This window comes from Acetivibrio cellulolyticus CD2 (assembly GCF_000179595.2).
Taxonomy (GTDB): Bacteria; Bacillota; Clostridia; order Acetivibrionales; family Acetivibrionaceae; genus Acetivibrio; species Acetivibrio cellulolyticus.
Genome location: NZ_JH556653.1, coordinates 1,038,910 through 1,058,709 on the forward strand (window position 1 = coordinate 1,038,910; position 19,800 = coordinate 1,058,709).

Annotated in this window: 19 protein-coding genes; 3 read left to right on the forward strand and 16 right to left on the reverse strand. The window is 34.1% G+C overall.

The annotated features are described in order from the left end of the window. Positions 1-315: 315 nt before the first annotated feature. The 15 genes from ACECE_RS0206660 to ACECE_RS30035 all read right to left on the reverse strand — a co-directional run bounded on the left by ACECE_RS0206660 (position 316) and on the right by ACECE_RS30035 (position 17,948). The gene (locus ACECE_RS0206660) at positions 316-1,602 is read right to left on the reverse strand and encodes an ion channel (protein ID WP_010245800.1); all 1,287 of its coding nucleotides are present in this window, start codon (positions 1,600-1,602) and stop codon (positions 316-318) included. Between the two features lie 74 nt (positions 1,603-1,676). Beyond that, complete coding sequence (locus tag ACECE_RS0206665) at positions 1,677-2,513, reverse strand: hypothetical protein (protein WP_010245803.1); 837 nt, start codon at positions 2,511-2,513, stop codon at positions 1,677-1,679. A gap of 207 nt (positions 2,514-2,720) precedes the next feature. Then, complete coding sequence (locus ACECE_RS0206670) at positions 2,721-3,482, reverse strand: HNH endonuclease (RefSeq protein WP_010245806.1); 762 nt, start codon at positions 3,480-3,482, stop codon at positions 2,721-2,723. Positions 3,483-3,512: 30 nt separating this feature from the next. Then, positions 3,513-5,288: a DUF262 domain-containing protein gene (locus ACECE_RS0206675; protein ID WP_010245809.1), complete on the reverse strand. Its 1,776-nt coding sequence runs from the start codon at positions 5,286-5,288 to the stop codon at positions 3,513-3,515. A gap of 3 nt (positions 5,289-5,291) precedes the next feature. Then, the gene (locus tag ACECE_RS0206680) at positions 5,292-6,593 is read right to left on the reverse strand and encodes a DUF262 domain-containing protein (protein ID WP_010245812.1); all 1,302 of its coding nucleotides are present in this window, start codon (positions 6,591-6,593) and stop codon (positions 5,292-5,294) included. Positions 6,594-6,790: 197 nt separating this feature from the next. Beyond that, the gene (locus ACECE_RS0206685; protein WP_010245815.1) at positions 6,791-7,030 is read right to left on the reverse strand and encodes a DUF7678 domain-containing protein; all 240 of its coding nucleotides are present in this window, start codon (positions 7,028-7,030) and stop codon (positions 6,791-6,793) included. Positions 7,031-7,340: 310 nt separating this feature from the next. Then, entirely contained in the window at positions 7,341-10,409 is a 3,069-nt protein-coding gene (locus ACECE_RS0206690) for a type I restriction endonuclease subunit R (protein WP_010245818.1), read from the reverse strand. A gap of 13 nt (positions 10,410-10,422) precedes the next feature. Continuing rightward, positions 10,423-12,339 (reverse strand): restriction endonuclease subunit S, encoded by a 1,917-nt coding sequence (locus tag ACECE_RS29160; protein ID WP_010245821.1) that lies wholly within the window; start codon positions 12,337-12,339, stop codon positions 10,423-10,425. A gap of 3 nt (positions 12,340-12,342) precedes the next feature. Beyond that, positions 12,343-14,109, reverse strand: coding sequence for a type I restriction-modification system subunit M (locus tag ACECE_RS0206700; RefSeq protein ID WP_010245824.1), 1,767 nt, complete (start codon positions 14,107-14,109; stop codon positions 12,343-12,345). Positions 14,110-14,347: 238 nt separating this feature from the next. Next, positions 14,348-14,818, reverse strand: coding sequence for a sigma-70 family RNA polymerase sigma factor (locus ACECE_RS0206705; protein WP_162862499.1), 471 nt, complete (start codon positions 14,816-14,818; stop codon positions 14,348-14,350). Between the two features lie 289 nt (positions 14,819-15,107). Continuing rightward, positions 15,108-15,797 carry a hypothetical protein gene (locus ACECE_RS0206710; RefSeq protein ID WP_010245830.1) on the reverse strand — a complete coding sequence of 230 codons (690 nt, stop codon included), beginning with the start codon at positions 15,795-15,797 and terminating at the stop codon, positions 15,108-15,110. Next, positions 15,787-16,671, reverse strand: a complete 885-nt coding sequence (locus ACECE_RS0206715; protein WP_010245833.1) for an ImmA/IrrE family metallo-endopeptidase — start codon at positions 16,669-16,671, stop codon at positions 15,787-15,789. Before ACECE_RS0206715 ends, ACECE_RS0206710 begins: the two co-directional genes overlap by 11 nt. Beyond that, on the reverse strand, positions 16,649-17,014 hold the full coding sequence (locus tag ACECE_RS0206720) for a helix-turn-helix transcriptional regulator (protein ID WP_010245836.1): 366 nt from the start codon (positions 17,012-17,014) through the stop codon (positions 16,649-16,651). The genes ACECE_RS0206715 and ACECE_RS0206720 overlap by 23 nt, the downstream gene beginning before the upstream one ends. A gap of 516 nt (positions 17,015-17,530) precedes the next feature. After that, the gene (locus tag ACECE_RS0206725) at positions 17,531-17,713 is read right to left on the reverse strand and encodes a hypothetical protein (RefSeq protein ID WP_010245839.1); all 183 of its coding nucleotides are present in this window, start codon (positions 17,711-17,713) and stop codon (positions 17,531-17,533) included. A gap of 76 nt (positions 17,714-17,789) precedes the next feature. Continuing rightward, on the reverse strand, positions 17,790-17,948 hold the full coding sequence (locus tag ACECE_RS30035) for a ribbon-helix-helix domain-containing protein (protein ID WP_010245842.1): 159 nt from the start codon (positions 17,946-17,948) through the stop codon (positions 17,790-17,792). Positions 17,949-18,152: 204 nt separating this feature from the next. Between ACECE_RS30035 and ACECE_RS31005 the strand changes: the two genes are divergently transcribed. The 3 genes from ACECE_RS31005 to ACECE_RS0206745 all read left to right on the forward strand — a co-directional run bounded on the left by ACECE_RS31005 (position 18,153) and on the right by ACECE_RS0206745 (position 19,119). Next, entirely contained in the window at positions 18,153-18,314 is a 162-nt protein-coding gene (locus ACECE_RS31005; RefSeq protein WP_162862500.1) for a hypothetical protein, read from the forward strand. Positions 18,315-18,463: 149 nt separating this feature from the next. Beyond that, a complete protein-coding gene (locus tag ACECE_RS0206740) occupies positions 18,464-18,727 on the forward strand; it encodes a hypothetical protein (protein WP_010245845.1) in 264 nt (87 codons plus the stop codon). A 131-nt stretch (positions 18,728-18,858) separates the two neighbouring features. Continuing rightward, the gene (locus tag ACECE_RS0206745; protein WP_010245848.1) at positions 18,859-19,119 is read left to right on the forward strand and encodes a hypothetical protein; all 261 of its coding nucleotides are present in this window, start codon (positions 18,859-18,861) and stop codon (positions 19,117-19,119) included. 444 nt (positions 19,120-19,563) lie between these two features. On the opposite strand, the gene ACECE_RS0206750 is transcribed toward ACECE_RS0206745, so the two are convergent. Next, a complete protein-coding gene (locus ACECE_RS0206750) occupies positions 19,564-19,773 on the reverse strand; it encodes a hypothetical protein (protein WP_010245851.1) in 210 nt (69 codons plus the stop codon). Between the last annotated feature and the right edge of the window lie 27 nt (positions 19,774-19,800).

Sequence of the window (19,800 nt, forward strand, 5' to 3'; positions counted from 1 at the left end):
TGATAAAACCTCCCGGTAAAATAAAAATCCTCAAAAGTCTTGAATTTAAGCCTTTTGAGGATTCTCTTTTGGAGGCGCCACCCAGATTTGAACTGGGGGATAAATGTTTTACAGAACTCAATTAGCTGTTTTGCATTTTTAAAAGCCATACCAAACCCGTGTATTTTAAAGGTTTTTCATTAGCAGACCATATGTAAGATGTTATATTATTGGGTATGATTTTATTTGAGTAGTACCCAAATAGTACCCAATTATTTTTTGTAATCGGCCATTATTGATGTCAGCGTTCTTGGTAACATTTCGATTGTTTTCTTATTATTTAAGAATCTTTCTGAGAACAACTGAAGTGAATACCGCAATAAACACCACACCCATAAGAATTTGTACCGCTGAAATAACATAACTCCATCCATACGGGACAATATTTCCATACCCTACAGTAGAAAATGTAACTATACTAAAATGCAGACACTTACCAAAATCTTTCACAAGGTTAATTAAATTGAATGTTCCTTCTCCACCAATATGATATTTCAAGGGATATATCTCACTACCAACTTTCAAACCACATAACAAGTATCCAATAGCTGGCAGTATAATAATAGACAGAAATGCTATCGTAAACCTCCATAGTTTTTCTCCATAGCCACAAAGTAAACAACTGATTCTATCCCAAATCTGTTCCCACCATGGCTTGGCCTTCATAGAATAGTAGTTGTAACGATACCTGTATTCGCTCATATTCTGTGTATCAATATTCCTCATCCCAAGGTACTCTAGTAAGGTGTAATAAAACTTACTAGCGATCTCATAATCTTCATGTTTATTTAAGTATTTTGTATCCATTTTACCAACATAGATATTTTTATGCATACAGATATCTTTACTTTTTTCTGTAAAGTGGAATTCTAAATCAGCATACCGCATTCCTATTATACTCAAATCTTTGATATCACAGTTATTAAAATATGTTGAATAGAACATGTTATCTTTCATTATAACTCCAGGCATCTCACAATCCTTGAAAGCGGAACGTATTAAAGTATTCCCTTCAAATATAAGGTTATCTCCAAAACACTCCCGCCACTCAATTCCGGTCAACTGGCAGTTAATAAACTCCGATGATGAATAATATTTCTCATGCTCCTTTTTTGCTTCATTATAAATAGTTTTAATATTTCTGAAGCAGCAACGTTCAAACACCACCTTATACTCCTTAAACTGACAGTTCTTGAAAATACAATTCCAAAAATAACATGCTTCAAAATACACATTTTCAAAAATACAATTTTCAAAGGTTACATTCCAGAATGATGTTTTAGTATGATACATTCTACTTTCATCTAGGACAGCCGTCTTACCAAATTTACAGCTTGTAAAATTACATAAAATATACGATTCCTTCTCAAATTCAACAGGTTCTTTCCGCCAATCCAAATTATCATATTTATGGTCCACAAACATTTCATCTTTATGAGGATGCTTATTTACTTTAACTTGAGAATGTTCTCTTTCTTCATTACTCCGAATAATTTTACTGTTATTTCTATACTGAGCCAATTTATCAATTATTTTATTATCTATACAATTGCTTTTATTCATCTCGATCTCACCTATATTTCTCTTCCTAAAATTAGCATGCGATTATCTGTATTTTGCCTTTAATAACCTCAGTATTATTCCATTTTCAAACCAGGCAAAACTGCCTCTAAATACTCCTGCCAATAATCATTATCACCCTCCATTTCATGAAGCCAATAGTACATAAATAGAATTTCTAATTCTTGCTTCCTCCCTTTGATAAATAATTTTTTAGGCATCTTTCTATACAGTGAATCCAGGTTAAAGAGATTACTTTTCTGCTTATAATCGTAATCATACTTTCTCCAAGTATATTGGCTCTTCTTTCTATGTGTTGAAGGCCAAATATCATCATTTTCATAAAAACTATTTATCCAGCTGTAAGCAAAAGCAAGAATATTAACCTGGTGCTTTGCCCAGGTTTTATCGACCCAATTAGTTATTTCTTCGGATATTGAAGGTATACCAAAGCCAAACCGCTGCTCACTCTCAACCCTGTGATAGTCTTTAATTAAAAGAAATAACATTTCTGTCTGATCCTTAAGAAACGATAATTTTTTAATAAGCCTTGAATAGCAATCATATGATACATTTCTAAATTCACTGTCAGTATCAAATAAAAAGAACAGATCATTCTCCTTCATAATGTTTCCAATATACTTATGTATTTGCTTCCCATACTCATTATATATGCCGACAACCCATTCCCTAACTTCAGGCTCATACTCCCTAAGCTGCCTACGATACTTCTCAAGCTTTTCATTATGTAGTACAGTTTTTTCATCAGCTTCTGTAGTATTCAGATAGTTATTAAAGTACTCAAATACATAATCAACACAAATTCTCATGTTTTGAGTGCGTGCATCAAGGTCAAACTCATTGAGCTTATCTTCTTTTTTCCTTCGGGTAATGTATTCCTCAATAGTAAGCATTTGAATACCTCAATTTTTTCTTTTAACGGTTCTTTTAGTCTAGCGCATCAAGGGTACCTTTAATCTTATCAAAGTTACATCTGTCATAATATCTTTTTCATTAAGCTTTTCACAGTATGCTCGAACATGTCAACCGTTTTCAAGCTCTTTCGTAGTAGTGGAAATATATTAACAATTTTATGGTACTCGGGAACATATCAACACCATTTACTTCTTTTCAGGTGGAAGCCATCCTGCTTCGTAGTGTATTGAATTTAGGAAGGTCTTTCCGTTTCCTATAATAAAATAAGGCACACCATCACGAATTACAAAAGCTTGATTTTTCTCTTCATCAGTTAACTTAATATCAATCGCTTCTTCAATTCGTTTGTCGCAACAATGTAGATTTGCAACAGAAAACTTTCCCGCAGCTTCATATTCTGTAATAATAGCTTCTGCATCAAGTACTACCAACGAATAGTCGCAATTGTACAAGAGCTTTATTGCATTTATATGGCGCTCTTGCCCAGTACTGTCTTTCGTCACAATGTGGTCATTACAGCCTATTGTAATCTGATAGCATCCAGTGGAAAAGTCTTTAAAAAGGCTCACCGCAAGCCTATAACTCATGTTCTTAGCTTCTTTATCCAAATACATTCCTTTAGCGACATTACGATTGTGCTTTAAGAATTCCAAATTAGATATTCTACAATCCATATGATCATTGTTCATATGGTCAACAACATATCCTTTTCCTGTTAAATCCCTTAGAACATCATCACCATACCACTTAGCCATCATATATCGGTGAAGCCCCCCGCCAAGTGTGTCATTAGAAGGATACCCATTTGATAGTTTCCATGTATGTGTTGATAGTTCTTCATAATAATCCTCTCGATATGTTGCGAAAGCCAAATGGTCCCAGCCCTCATGCATTATTGAAATTGTATCACCATGTATATCAAATTTATTCTTACTCTTTCGCGGCATAGCAACCTCCCTTATTCCTTGAGTATTATTCTACCCTTTATTTTTCAAAATTTTGAACATTTCATATTTATGTCTACTTGCCTTTTCTTCTGTCCACTTCCCATCGCCAAAGCTTGTCATTTTCTGCATGATTTTTAACTTCAAACTTTGATTGATGATACTTGGATATGAATTGATTTTTCCAGCAGGTGGTAAGTTAGAAAACTTAGAGTTCCCTGAAACTGTTATTAAGGCTAGATTACCGAATCCGTCCAAGTCTTCTTCTTCCCAAGTTTCTCCTTCTGCCGGATGTTGTGGTTGAAAATGCTCAATGGAACTTCTAAACTGGAATTGCCAATCATCTTGAAAAGGAGATATGATTTCTTTTTTGCCATATGAATAGCCATCTCGATAGATTAAATAATCAAGATATGAAAATACAATTCGTTCAACTCCAAAACCATTCCTGTTTTGGTAATCGGAATCATCAACTTTCTTCTTACAATAATCTTCTAACAAGCCAACAATGTCAGTTTCCTCGTTTTCTAACAAGTTAGATAAAACAATGGTAATCCAGTGCATAGTTTTTGGTGATGTATAAGTAATACGCAAACAAGATTGAAGTGTTCTTAACTTCTTATTATCATTACCTTCATCCCCAAAAGTGCCAACATATTTAGGTTTATCACTATTTTTCTTGTTATCATGATATTTTTCTAAACGTTGCAGGGACCATTTACCCGTTTCTTTGTAATCTCTAGCAAACTCACGTTTTAACACATACTTGTCAAATATTACTCTACACTTCAATAAATGGAACAAAAAATCTTTTGCTTTTCTAGGTGATGACCATGCCCAAGATAGATTATTAAGGAAGTGTTTGTCATCAAGACTTGTATCTTCTTCTCCAAGTTTTCTTATGACAGCATTGACTTGCAATAAGAAGTTTGGAAATGAAACAGTTGATTCAAATCGTTCATTCTCATCTTGGTATTGCGTAGTTGACGCATTAAGTAATCTATTCTCTCTCAAGATATCAATCAATGTTTTTTTATCTGTTGATTTATTCACTAAAGAGACTTTACTTTTTATAGAATCAAAATCTTCAATTGATTGACTTAGACTGCTCCAGTTCTTAGTAAAGATACTTTTTCTCACATCAACATCAAAATTCATCTGAACATACGAATTCATATCTGAACATTTTTCCCAAATCATAGCTGCTACATTTTTGTCTTCATTGCTTTTAAGCACTTCTAATAACTTAGCTTTAGCTATTTCATGAAGTTCTAATTGTTCTCCACGAGTATTCATAATTTCAAAGTAGTGGTTTAAATTAATATTCTGTGGAACTTGAACTTGGATAAGAAAAACTCTCTCCAACTTTTTAACAAATCTACTTTTATCGATATTTTTCGTCTTAAAGTAGTTATCTATGATTTGAAAACCATTCAAGATTTCTGGTGATGATAATTCTTCTATTAATCCTGGATTACTCCTATCGCTAACAAAAGAAAGGGTGCGATTTGATTTTTCACGAGCCTCAAAACGCAGAGCTTCCTTAGCAAATACAAGCCCTAAATATTTTTCAAGAAGATATAAAGTCGTTAATCGCTGCTGCCCATCAATCACTTCATAAACATTGTTATCCGTTTGATTAACAATCAAATTCCCTAAAAAGTAGTCTCTATTAGAACTTTCAATATCTTCAATCAATTGTTCTATTTGCGTTTCATTCCAAGCATAATTACGTTGATAAATCGGCACTAGGTAATTAATATTCTCAAAAATTTGTGACACCGATATTTTTTTTAAATCTTTAGTCATCTCCTACCACCTATTCCATTTACAAAGCAATTGATAGACTGCATTGTATTTTTCTTTATTATTGTCATCAATATCTGGCTGTTTAAGCACAAGTAACTTCAATCCTTCTGGTTCTGCCATTTCACTGATCGCAGAAAACATATCGATTCCATAATTTGCTCGCTCATGTTGACCCTTTGCATATCTATTGATGGTCTGCGGATACACTGCATTCATTGCCATTCGTAATGAATAACTCCACGAGTAAAGCTGCTGCATCACAGACTGGGTTATGCTCTCAAGACCAAACCTATCAGCAAAGAATAATAACGAGCATTCATACAGCTGCTTAATGTAAATATCACCAGAACGCTTACTTGGAATTTCATCTCGTTCATGAAAACGATTAATTTGTTTTTGTATTTTTTCTAATAAATTTCCGTAATGAAGTGTGTAATTAAAGAATCGTTTCCCGGCTATCAAAGGTTGCGTCAATTGGAATTGATTCAAAAACTTTACTGCAAGCAATTCATTACTTCCGTTAGCATTGAATTGTTCTACATAAAGATTACTAGCTTTATGGTATATTGCATAATTGTAGATATTTGCTCCCTTTATTCCTTTGAAAGAATCAATTTTGCTTGAAGAATAACCTAAACCTTCTTTTCCTTTATACCATTGAGTCAGTGGGTACAAATAGTTTTTAAATAAATCGTCTAGATCGTCTTGGTTTATGTTTTCCCAACGATTAATGATTTTAACCTTTTGATTTTCATCTTCATTATTCATTTCTCGCAAATGGTATGATTTCAACAAATCATGAGGAGCTAACTCTTTGCCACGAGAATTTTGTGAATCGAAGAACTGAAACGCCTCTTGCTCACTGTCTGTGACAATTTGAACCGTTGTGCATTGATTTAAAAGATAATTTTTATATTTTTGACGTTCGTCATAGGATAATTCGTTAGCTCTTTTAGAAAGGACGCCAAAATTTGTGACTATAACATCATTCGATAGTTTGCTGTATTTTTCTTTCAACAGACTTTGTTTGTCATCGCCTAAACAATAAAGCAGAATTGATAATGTAGTTAGCCTTTGTTGCCCATCGACAATATTATATTTTTCAAAGCTTTCTTTGTGTAAGATTACCGATCCAAGACGATATTCGTTGATTCCTTCTTTAAACGCCTCATATGTATCAATAAATAAGGTATTGGTTGACTTGACGCTCCAACTATATGGCCGCTGATATGATGGCAAGGTCAAATTTATAGCAAGCAAGTCTTTTAATTTTGTTATTATTAATTCATCTTGAACTAGTGCCATTATTCTTCTCCTAATATTTTCTATTAACACCTTTATGCCAGAATAAATTCATCTGCGTTTACTAATTCACCAGTAGCCGATACCGCATTGGTAGTCATCCAATTGTTGAGTTCTTGCTCCTCCATTGCATTAAATCTATATCTACCGCTGTTATCACAAATTAATATTTAACATGTATCTATCACCTTTACTGCATTTTATTCATACAATTCCATAACATGTTTGACAACTTCAGAAATAATACTGTATTTTCGATCGATTGTAACCCAACCTCTTTCAAACCTATAAAATATTTGATTCGTGGTATAACCATCATGATGTTCAACTTTCTTAATTTCTAAATAATAAACACGCCCCTGGTTAATTCCGTATCTTGTAGGCACATCTGTGAAATTAGCTTCCCAAATTAAACCAGCATATTCTCCACTACTTCCCATTGTAACACCTATCCTCTATCATGCGATTGATATAATCGAATGCTTCAATTAATTTAATTATATACACCTGCTATGGCCTTAAGTTCTTCTAATGCAATAGCCTTACGCTTCAGCTTCTTTCCAAAGTTCTTTTGGGACTGACTTTTGGGACTGACCTAACCGTATAGGTAATTCGGAAACGTTGATATTCATTATAAGAATCACCCTTCTGAAGGGCGATTCTTATAATGAATATAAGTTAATGTTATTGACTTTAATTCGGCTGTCCATTTTCTCAACCTCATTTCTGACATGATCAGTCAAATTATAATTACTTAGCGCTCCGCAAATCTTTATAAGAAGCCTTGGCTATCTCCTCCATCACTGAATTATAGAATTTCTTATCTTCAAATAGTTTCCCGAATGAAGTCATCGATTCCATATAACAATCCTGTGCAATCTTTTTAAAGATTTCAGGAAAAATACTTCTTTCAAATACCTCGGCATCATTATTTTTTGCATAGGTCTTTAGCTTTTTATTATCTTTAATCACCCTATTATATATAGTTTCTACAATTACCCTGTCACCCTCGGTAAATGCACCATTGAATCGGTCATTTATCCTTTTTATGATACTTTCAAGCAATTCATCATCACTTACTGTAACCCCTTGAGGAATAAAGCTTTTCACATTATTTAGGGTAGTGTCTTCTTTTGTCGGATTAAGAACAATATATCCTGCAAATGTCTCCTGCAATTTATAAAATTCCAGTTTTAGCTTCCCATCCAAATCAATTTTCTTATCAGGCTCTTTTGGTAACATTTTGGCAAGATACGAAGTAAATGAAAATTCCTTCTGAAGGTCTTTATCAAACAGTCTAACCACCTGTGCAATATAGGAATACCACTTGTTGAAACTTCTGATAGTCATTCTAAATTCATATCTGTCCTCGGTTTCAAGCTCATTGTACCTATTTACCACCGGCTTCAATAGTGCAGTCATTTTGCCAAGGTCTTTATCTGTCTGCTTTCCATCTTTATAGTAAATGGTAACAAAATTTTCTATATCATCATTATTGTAAAGCTTGTATTTTCTAAGTGTTGTTTGTGTCTGATAAATGAGATTTACATTTACTTCCTCATCCAATGTTGTAGCTTCATAGAACCTTGAGAATGATGCTTTCATATCATCTGCGGTATTGACAAAATCAAGTATAAAAGCATCTTCCTTGCCATTACAAGTTCTGTTTAACCTTGAAAGAGTCTGAACAGCTTTAACACCATCGAGCTTCTTATCAACAAACATTGTATGTAGCAGAGGTTCATCAAATCCTGTCTGATATTTTTCAGCAACAATCAGGCAATTGAAATCATGGTGAAATTCTTCTGGAAGCTGTTTTTCTTTAATTGTTGTTCCGTCAGCTCTTTTATTCATACCTTCTTCTGTGTATGCAACACTATCGCCTTTGATGTTTACATCATTAACAACACCAGAAAATGCAATTAAAATATCTATGTCATCATACTTGTTCTTTTCAATGTATCTTTTGAATTCATGATAATACCTGACTGCATGAAGTCTTGATGCAGTTACAACCATTGCTTTAGCATTGCCGCCAATTTTATTTTTTGTTACCTCTCTGAATTGTTCTATCATTACGGCAGTCTTTTGCTGTAAGTTATGAGGATGTAATTCCTGATAGCGTCTAACTGCTTTGACCGCTTTTGTTGTTGGCACTTCCGGATTATCTGGTGTATTCTTGGCTATCTTATAGCAAGTCTTATATGTCATATAGTTTTTTAACACATCAAGAATAAAGCCTTCTTCTATCGCCTGTCTCATACTATAGATATGAAACGCCTTGAATGATCCATCGGTTTGTTTTTCTCCAAACATTTCAAGTGTTTTTTCCTTTGGCGTAGCAGTAAATGCAAAGAAGGACAGGTTGTTGTGTTTTCCATGAGTTACCATTTCTTTAACTAGATTATCTTCTGCATCATTCTCAGCTTCTTCAGAGCTTTCTATCTCAGCGTATTCCTTTAATGCTTCTTCAACATCTGCAAGAGCCGCCTTTAGCTTTTTGGCACTGTTACCAGTCTGAGAAGAGTGAGCTTCATCAACAATAATTGCAAATCGTCTGCCCTTATTATCATCAATTTCCTGATAAATAACAGGAAACTTCTGCAATGTTGTGATTATTATTTTTTTACCATCATTTATTGCATCTCTGAGATCTTTTGATGATTTCTTTTCATCGATTGTTTCAACCATACCTTCAATATGGTCAAATCCAGAAATAGTATCCTGCAATTGACTGTCAAGCACCCTACGGTCAGTTACTACAATGACTGAAGTAAAAATATTTTTATCGTTATTATTATGCAGAGTTGCGAGGCGGTAACTAAGCCATGCAATAGAGTTACTTTTTCCGCTTCCCGCACTATGCTGAATTAGATAGTTTTTTCCGCTTCCATTGGTTTTGACATCAGCTATAAGCTTTGTAACTACATCGAGTTGATGATATCTAGGGAAAATAATTTTCTTGCTGACTTTCTTAATCCTTTTGCCATTAACCTTCTCGGTTTTTTCTTCCACTGATAGATGGATAAATCTCTGCAAAATATCAAGTAAAGCATCTTTTTGTAAAACATTCTCCCACAAGTAGGAGGTTACATAACCAACTTCATAATCTCCTGGTTTGCCGACTCTGGCTGGATTACCTGCTCCGCCCACCTCACCAGCACCATTTGAGCCTTGGTTGAACGGTAAGAAAAATGTATTTTTCCCTTTTAATTGCGTAGTCATTGCAACTTCATATAGGTCCACGGCAAAATATGCAAGGATTCTGTTGTTAAAGTGGAAAACAAACTCCTTTTCACTTCTGTCATACATGAATTGTTTTTTTGCATTATCAACCGATTGCCCTTTGAGTTGGTTCTTCAACTCTACGGCAATAATCGGAAAACCATTCAAAGACAAAACCATATCGAGGGTATTACTATTTTGAGTGGAATATCTAAACTGCCTTGTGCATGTTAAAATATTCTGATTATACCTTTTGATAACATCTTCATTAAGTGCCGTTTCTGCTCGAAAAGACACAAACTTAAACTTTATACCTCTATCAATAATTCCATGTCGCAGAACGTATATTAACCCTTCATTATCAATATTTGTTTGAAGGCATTTATATAGTTTTTTCTCAGCTTCTACACCATCCCTTTTTACTTGTCGTTCCCATTCTTTCGGCTGAGAATTAGAGATAAAAGAGATAAGCTTGTCCATATCGATAGCTTTTTCAAAGTCATATGTGTTCTGATTACCTTTACCATAACCACCTATTTCGGAGGTTAAAAAGCTTTCGATATCCTGTTCAAATCTTTTTTCATTATCTTCCACTTATTACATCTCCTTATGCCATAGCTGTCTTTTTACCATAACCTTTTGGAACAAGGTCAAGCTTTCTCATTTGGTCAATAGTACAAAGCCATATATCCTTTGAAAATCTTTTTTTGCTATCATGCCAATTATTTAATACATCATTTACAATATCTTCATCAGTAAAAGCCTTACCTATAATGATGAAATCATTCCATGACGCATATAATGTAGCAATAATTTCTGCCTGGTCAGTGGAAAGTGGTTTGAAAATGTTTATAATTCTTTCAATTTCAGTACTGTAGTCAACAAAATACTTATTATAATAATTATTATAATTAGCTATGTCCTTTGCAGGACTATATTCGACAGCTTTTTTGTTTTCATTAATATTAAACCACTTATTTCTTTTGGATATCATGCTTTCACATTGATAAATTGAGCCATCAAGCGGACCTGCAACTTGTCGCTTATAATCAGTATCAAAATCAAAGCCTATATGTGTTTCAACCGTGTATAGTATTTTTTCAAGCTTAACACGCCCAAATTGTGATGTGTTAGTCATATCAATAATTTTGCTTGCCAAAACCGCTTGAGCAAAGCGTTTTTTATCAGTCGCAAGTAATACAGGAAATAAAGGATAAACAGTCATTGTCGTTTGATTGTTTTCCTCCGTTTGGACACTCCTTTTTCCTGTCACACATTCATATATTAGAGATTTTTTATAGTTTTCCAGTTCGGTTACAATTTGCTGTTTTTTAGAAATAATATTATCTATTTCTGCACACTTAGCATTAAGATAATCAGCTATTCTCTTTTGTTCATCAATTGGTATAAGGAAAAGAGGAATTTGAACAAAATTGGAAAATCTCATAGCTTGACCATCTCTAACTAAATTTGAAGTGCTCTGCAAAGCATTTATATACTTTACACTCTTGAATAGCCATCTGAAATATGGACAATATACTTTTTCGTTCGGTATCAACATAACATAAGCAGAGCTGATACATCCCCTTAACTGGCTGTATTCTAATCCACCTTGAAAACTTCTCATACTTATTACAAAGTCATTTGGCTCAACATGTTTCAATATATCAAAGTCCTTTTGAACAGTAACAACCCTTTGATTTTCTAATTGCATAAATTCATCTTGATACATTATTCCATACTTTTGTGATGCTGTTAGTTGTCTATCTTCTGGCATAGCCTTATCTTTACGGAGTTCAAACAATCTACGTCCATTAACAACCTTCCAATGTAAAGGGATATGTCTGTTCCATTCAATTCCACTATCCTTCATTTCTACACTTGGGTTAAGTCCTTTTGTAACAGCTTCAGTAATCACAGATTGCTTGTATTTTTTATATTCATCGATAGAAGCTTTTGTGTTTTCAACAATATTGTCAATTTCGGAACATTTTTCATCAAGATATTTGATTATACTTTTCAATTCAGAATCATCAATTATAGGAATACTTATACTTCCAACAGTCTCTGTATTTAAATTTAGTTGTGTACCTAATTTACCCAAACCAGCAAAACAACTACCATTATTAAATATATAATATAAAAAATCATTGTATTTTGGGTCTAATAAAGGAAAATAAACAAAGCCATCGTGTATACAACATTTTACTTTAGTTATGATTGGTTTTCCTACAGTTGCACATATACTTACGATTAAAGAATTTGGCTCTATCTTTATCGATTTGCTTGTTCCTAAATCAGACATATATTCGTAGTATTTTTCAAAATACCTATTACATTTTGATACATCAGCAATCCTAGTCCAAACATATTCCCCGTTTTCATTAAAATAAATAGGGTTATCAATGGGTCTCGGACTTGCCCCCCTAAGAACTGGTGATAAATACTTAATTTTTATCGTTTCCCACTCCTGCGGTATTTCTCCAATCCACTCAATGCCACTATCTTTCATTGCTTTTTCCATTGTCTACACCGTCCTTCTAAACAATTTCTTCAATGAATTAGTAATATCCGTCTCAAGAGTGCTGATTCTTTTAGCAATATCTTCACTATTTTCAGGAGCTAAATATTTGTAGAAATATCTTGTGAAGGGGATTTCATAACCAACTTTTGTTTTGCTCTTATCAATAAAGGCATCTTTGTTATATGGATTAACTTCTCTTTTAAAGTAAACATCAATATCCTCTGTTAGTGGTACATTTTCGGTATCACGCTTACTTGTGTCTACTACTGGCTTTTTGTTTTTTATGACTATATTACCATTTTCATCATACAATGGAGTTTCAACAGTTATTTTGTGATAACCAAGGTCAACATTATCAATTACTTTGCTTTCACAAGTTTTGTCACCCAATGTATAAACTTTATTTAGAAATTCTCCATAAGCCGTTACTATAAGATCCCTGCATTCGTCTGTTATGTCATAACGCTTATTCCCAATAGATTTTCTTCTTTGCTCAGCCATTTTTGATGCATCAATAAGCTGAATTTTGCCCTCACGATGAGCAGGTTTGTTTTTCGTAATTATCCAAATATATGTAGTAATGCCTGTGTTGTAGAAAGTATCGGTTGAAAGCTGAATAATTGCATCAATCCAATCATTTTCTATTAAATACCTTCTAATTTCGCTTTCGCCACTACCTGCATCACCAGAAAAGAGCGGAGAACCATTCTGTATAATAGCCATTTTTCCAGTGGATTTCAGCTTAGAAACACCATTTAGCATAAATAACATCTGTCCATCAGAAATTTTAGGTAGCCCTGCTCCAAATCTGCCTTTATCTCCAAGCTTGTTTTCTGCTTTAACAGCTTCTTCTTCACGTTTCCAATCTATGCCGAATGGTGGATTTGAAATACAATAATCAAAAGTGTACCCGCTAAACTTATCATCAGATAATGTATCACCAAATTTCATATTATCCGCATTGCCACCACGGATAAGCATATCAGCCTTTGCAATAGCATAGGTTTCAGGGTTAAATTCCTGTCCGAAAAGTCTGATTTCCGCATCAGCATCAAGAGCATGTAGTCTTTCTTCCATGCAACCCAACATCTGTGAAGTCCCCATTGTTTGGTCATATACTGTTTTTACTACACCGTTCTCAAGCATTGAATCCTTTTCATCACAGATAAGCAAATCCGTCATTAAATAGATAATATCTCTTGATGTAAAATGTGCTCCTGCTTCTTCGTTATATGTTTCAGAAAATGTTTTGATAAGGTCTTCAAATATATAACCCATATCAACAGAAGTAATTAAATCTGCTCCCAAATAGCTTGTCTTCTTATTAAACTCCTGAATAATAAAAAACAAAATATTATTGTTGGCAAGTTTGGTTATTTCTTTATCGAACTCAAAGTTGGCTAATATGTCATGCACATTGTCAGAAAAGCCATTTAAGTATGTACGGAAATTTTCCTCAATATGCTCTGCATCTGAAAGTAAAGAATCGAATGTAAATTTGCTTGTGTTATAAAAGCTATATCCAGAAGCACTTTCCAAGAATCCTTCCTTAACCTCAAAGTTTTTAACCTTTTCATAGGTTTCTAAAACCTTGTCTCTAGTAGGGAGTAAAGTATCATGAAAACGCTTGATTACAGTCATTGGCAAAATTACTTTTCCATATTCATGGGGTTTATATAAACCAACAAGGTGGTTGGCATTGTTCCAAATCATATTTGATTTTTCTGATATATTGATAGTTGTCTGTTTGCTACTATAAATGTCCGTCATTATAGTTTCCTCACATTCTTTGAATATGTTCTTTTTTACAGAATTATCGTATCACAAAATATTACAGTATTCAACTTTTCGCCCTTATATACCCGTCGGGATCAACAATCTCAACGCAGGTCAAAAAGCATACCAACAGCAATTATGGAAATCATGCGCTGGGGATCGTAATGACCCCCGCCGCACTAACCGTTGTGGTAGTGAATTGATAGGTCAGTAAACACCGATAGAGGGTTTCTTATTTTTTAGCGTCTGGTTCTTCTGGCACATATCCCTTTCGAATGGCGCTATCCCTACGAAAAGTAACGTTACTAACAGAGCACTCGAGTTCTTGTGCCGTTTCACGTAGGGACATTTTCTTTTTGTAAATGCAGTTAACTACATGCTGTTCAACTTCGGATAACTCAGCATTCTCTACTTCGAGATATCCGTGTTTAACAAGCCAATTGTAATACTTTTTGACTTGTGCCATACTGACACCGAGTTCTTTAGCTGTACCAGAGTGAGTTCCACCATTTAAGTAAGATGCCAAAGCCTTCGCGTAATTATCGTTTCCAGGTAGAGGTTTACGGGGACTGGTGGATGGATCGCTTTGCTGTGGTGGTTCATCTGAAGTCAACCTTTGAATAATTCTTTCTTCTGCCTTCAAGAGCTCTTCCTTAATTATCTTGGCTATTTGGGAATTTTCCATAGTACATTTTCCTTTCATTTAAATTTAATATACAATACCCATAAGTGCTATATTCACAGTCTACTACCTATAGATGTTACTGTCAATAAAAAATGTAAAAACAATAAAATAAGCTAGGGGATATTGATTCCCCTAACTTATTTTACTCTTTTACATATAGTTGTTTATATCCTTTACCTATACAGGAATCGATTAGTCCAAATCCAACATTATAGCAGGTGTAGAAGAAAAGATAGAGCTGGTAAAATGCAGCAGCTCTCTATAACTTGGGCGTAATGACTCGTTTCATTATGATTAAGCTATGATCTCATTTGTATAGACTTCCCATTGTACTAGTAAACTCACCCCACTCAGGGTTTGTCCTCTTTTCATGATCTGTTAAGTAGTACTGATATTTATAAAGCATTCTTAATGAATCTTTATCTCCCAGATTTTTGGTGTATAAATAAAATATAAGCTCATACATCTGAATCGCTTTCACATTATCCAGTCCAGTAGACCATTGCTCTGCCTTTTCAATGAGCTGCAATGCATTATTATCATGCGCTGCAAAATACAAAAGCCCTTTTACTGCAATATATGAAAGCGATTTTACCTCCCCACGGTCATCTTTATTGTCTAATTTAGGATCGTAATTTGTATGTGGGTAAATTTTATCTTCGATTGAATCACGAAGATTTTTCTCGACAGCTGTCAATTCCGAGTCAGAATGAATTATAATTTTTGGGGGATTTTCAACTTTCAACATTTCTACATATTCGCGAAGAGAAGTAATAACTAATTCATCATAAACAGCCTCATGAATTGCAATCTTCGGAAACGCTGTAAAAATCGGATCAAGCCATACTTTCTTAAATAAAGGAAAATCAAAACCTCTTTTAGTAATCCTACTTCGATCAGGTGGAATCAGAAAGTTTGCATCGAGGGTTATAATTTGATTTGGATTATTGAAAATACTTTTTAGAGAAGGATTCACTTCCGTTAAATTAATCTTCATCGGAGCTTCCCCCAGAAAAGAAAGCATCAAATTCTTCTTCATCTTCATTTGACACATTTACTCTATATCCAAAATCATCAGGTGATTTATTAAAAAGACCTAAAGTAACAGTTAACTTATCCTCATTAATTAATCCGTCCTCAAAGTTCCTGATAATAATATCTATATCCCTCATCGAAGTACCAATTGAATTTGTTTTACTATTAAGTTTTTTGAAAACTTCCTCATTAAAAGCCATTCCCATCTTACCATATTCTGAATACAAATCTCTTTCATCAATACCGTATAATTTTCCGTATTGTTCTTCTGAAATGGCGCCAATTTCATGTAACCTTTTAACTATTGAATGATAAGGTAACCACCATGTACATTGAAGTCTTGCAATAAATCTTAGAATCGTTTTCTCTGCCACTTTTTCTAATTTTGAAGTTTTAAATTCATCAAGAATTATACTTTTTAATGCCGCTTCCGGAAATAAGAATTCAGCAGCAAATCGATTAGCTTTTGCTTCAATTAAGGTATTTTCTATATCACCTAATCGACTTAAATGGGATGCTGTTTTGGTAAAATAGTGAAATAATTCATGTGCTATAGCAAATATCTGTTTATCAAAATAGTCTGCTGTATTTAGCCCAATAAATACCAGTTCTTCCCCATCCTCTTCAGAACACATAATCGCAGCAGAAAAAGCTAGCCCATCACCTTCTGATTGAATGGGATACTCCAGCAATTTAATATTCAGCTGCTCCAAGATTGTAAAAATATCATTAGCAATTGGGATTTCACCGATTATGCTTAAAGACTGGCGCTTAGCTTTTGCAAGTTTTCGTATTTCATCAATTTGACATTCATTAAGCATTATGGATTGATTCATTTTCGTATTTTCTCCTTAAAATAATTTGTTGCCTCAGTGCTATCATCATCTTAAAGAGTCTGTCCACGCCTTCTTTTTCAGTGTCATTTATCGTTTCGCTTCTAAGCGCAATAAAAGAGTTGGTTGTTTCTTTTTCAACAAACATATTTGAAACATCGAACCCAAGAACATTACCTAGCGCCTCAAATTGAACAATAGATGGTACAAAATCTTCACGTTCGATACGGCCAATCATAATTCTATTTATGCCTGTCAAAGTTCCTAATTCCTCTTTAGTAAGTCCTTTTTCCTCTCTAAGCTTTGTCACTGTTTCAGCTAACTTCTTAGCAGATAACGTTTTCATAACTAAGCCTCCCCTCTAAAAAACTAACCTTTATACTATTATGATATTCTAATTAACACAAAACGTCAATAACTTTATGATATTTGATAGTTATGAAATTTATAATAACAAAACGCAAATCAACGATCAACAAATATTTTTCTCAATTATAAAAATCATATTCCTTTGACTTGACTAAAATAAAACCCACCGAAATTTACTGAGTTGATAAAACCTCCCGGTAAAATAAAAATCCTCAAAAGTCTTGAATTTAAGCCTTTTGAGGATTCTCTTTTGGAGGCGCCACCCAGATTTGAACTGGGGGATAAAGGTTTTGCAGACCCATAAAGCACGATTTATAAAAATTTGTGCTGATTTGCAACGATTGATATAAGCGGCTTCTGAGACATCAACAATTTGTGATGGTTGATTAAAATTGGTCATTTTCTATAAAAGCTGTCGGTAGAAATGTCGGTAGAAAAAACCCTTACCCATACCGACAATAAACCCTTACCATGATAATTCAGCCCATCACTATTAAGGCTTTTTAGGCTCAAATGGGTTGAACTTTCCATTATTGCCTACTATACACTTGCATTGTATCTCATCCCTGCACCTTCTGTAATTTTCGGCTCTCCTGCCAGCTGTACAAGAATAGTTCCCTTTTATTTTATGCACTACTACATCCTCTTTGATGGCTGAACAATAAATTGATTCCATCTGAAAACCATCTCCTCTTCTTTTTCTCTATTATAACAAAAAAAGCACAACAACTTCTAAGATAAAAAGACACCAATCAGGTGTCTTTTATTTTTCCGTATTTCTTTAATAAATCCTCGATAGCTTCATCTAGCAGTTTACTTTGTGGGATTCTCGTTTCCGTAGATAATTCCTGCATGAGCTCTTTGTACTCTTTAAGTATTTTGGTTGCATATGGTGCCCTTTTACTATCCATCAAACCACCTCTAATTACATTATACATGAAAAGTAATTATTAATCAAGTTTATTCATAATTCGTATTGACGTGTCATGACGTGTCATGTTATAATTAGTATAACATCAATAGTCAGAGCAAACCAAATAAATTTTTAGGAGGGTTCTTATGACTAATCAAAGTATTTATTCAAGTCTGACCAGTCAGCATAGTGGAGGCTACTTATGAAAGTTCACATTATTCAAATCACAATTGACAGAAAAACAGGCCAGAAGTTGGGCGAGAAAGCCATCGGTGAAAAAGAGGTTGATGAAGACGAATACCATCAGCCTTTGGTAGAGATTTTCGGCAATATGATACTTAATGAAATGAATCAGAAAAAGTGAAAATTAAGAAACGGATATTCTCTTCCACTCTCACATGGCAGAGAATACCCGGCACTGTACCACCCTTGACAGGGCAGGACACAATTATTATACATTAATTAGCTCTTTCAAGGCAAATAAAAATTAATCTTGAAAGGATGGATAATATTATGAGTAAAGAAACAAGTTTATTTGACCTAATAACAAGCAGGAGCATGGAAGATGTATACGAGGATATCGGTGAAAAGTTAAAGAGCAACAAGAAATATAATAACTACATAGAAGAGATTCATAATAAACTTTCAAACGATCCAAAGCTTAAATCTGAAATATGTAATAAGGTTGCTGATGTTGAAGCAGAGGTCACAGATACAGCATATAGCCAGGGATTTTCAGACGCAGTTAAGTTACTAATGAACTGCATGAGTTTCTAGGTAATTCTAAATATCTTTTTGTATTTACAGTAGTCAAATAGTAGTCATAATTGCATTATGTGAACCTTTGGCAAGATATAACAAAAGCCTAGAATATTTACTATATATATTAGAAAGCGAGGTTAAGGTATATGGAAAAATTAAAAACTGAAAACACCGTAGATACTGAAAGAAGACTTTGGAGAGTGTCGGATAGGTTAGAAAAGGCTTTTGTGGTCTTACAAGAGCTTACAGAAGAGTATTTCCACAAGTATTCTGATAGTAGTGAAGATGCTAAATTTGCTATAGTATATGAGTTTTCAAGATACAAGACGTTTACAGATATCATCACTGATTATGTATTTCAGGCCAGAAAAGAGATTAAAGAACTAGAAGAACTAAATAAAAAATAAGTCATAAGGGGCAGAGCGATCTGCTCCTTCTTTTTTTTTTTGCCACAGGGCTAAAATTTCAGCTCAGTAGATGTGTAGATGCTCGGCCCAAATTTCGGCTCAGTAGATTGTGGTGTAGATGCTCAACGCAAATTTGCGTTTAGTTAAAGAAAAGATTGTACTGGTACAGCCGCCGCAAGATATGGTGACGCTATCAGGTACTCAATCCAAATTTGGACTGAGTGATTTCAAAAATTAACACTTACCCCAAATATGGGTTGAGCGAAAAAGAGGTGTCCTTAAAACGGACGAAGCAACCAAGTCTATTTCACGTAGCTCAAATTTGAGCCCCGATTTAATACCGCCGTTTCTCAAAGGTGACATGGTTGAAGCCTTTATTTTCAAGCATTCTATTAATTCATCAGATAAGCACTAAAAAAGCACCCTGTTAAAGAGTGCTTCCCTTTATGCGTCTGCGTAAAAATATCCTTCTAATACCTTTTGAGCTATGATAGTTTCACCGATATCCTGCAGCTCCTGTGCTATTTCCTCTGCTGTCGGTCGTGGGTCATTTACAAGTACCACATCAGTAAAGTATCTTTTGTTGAGTATCTCACGTATTTTGTGATCGTTGTCTTTATTGACTAACCATTCCACAGGTATGTACCGATCCATATCACTTCACCCCTATAAGCCCAATTA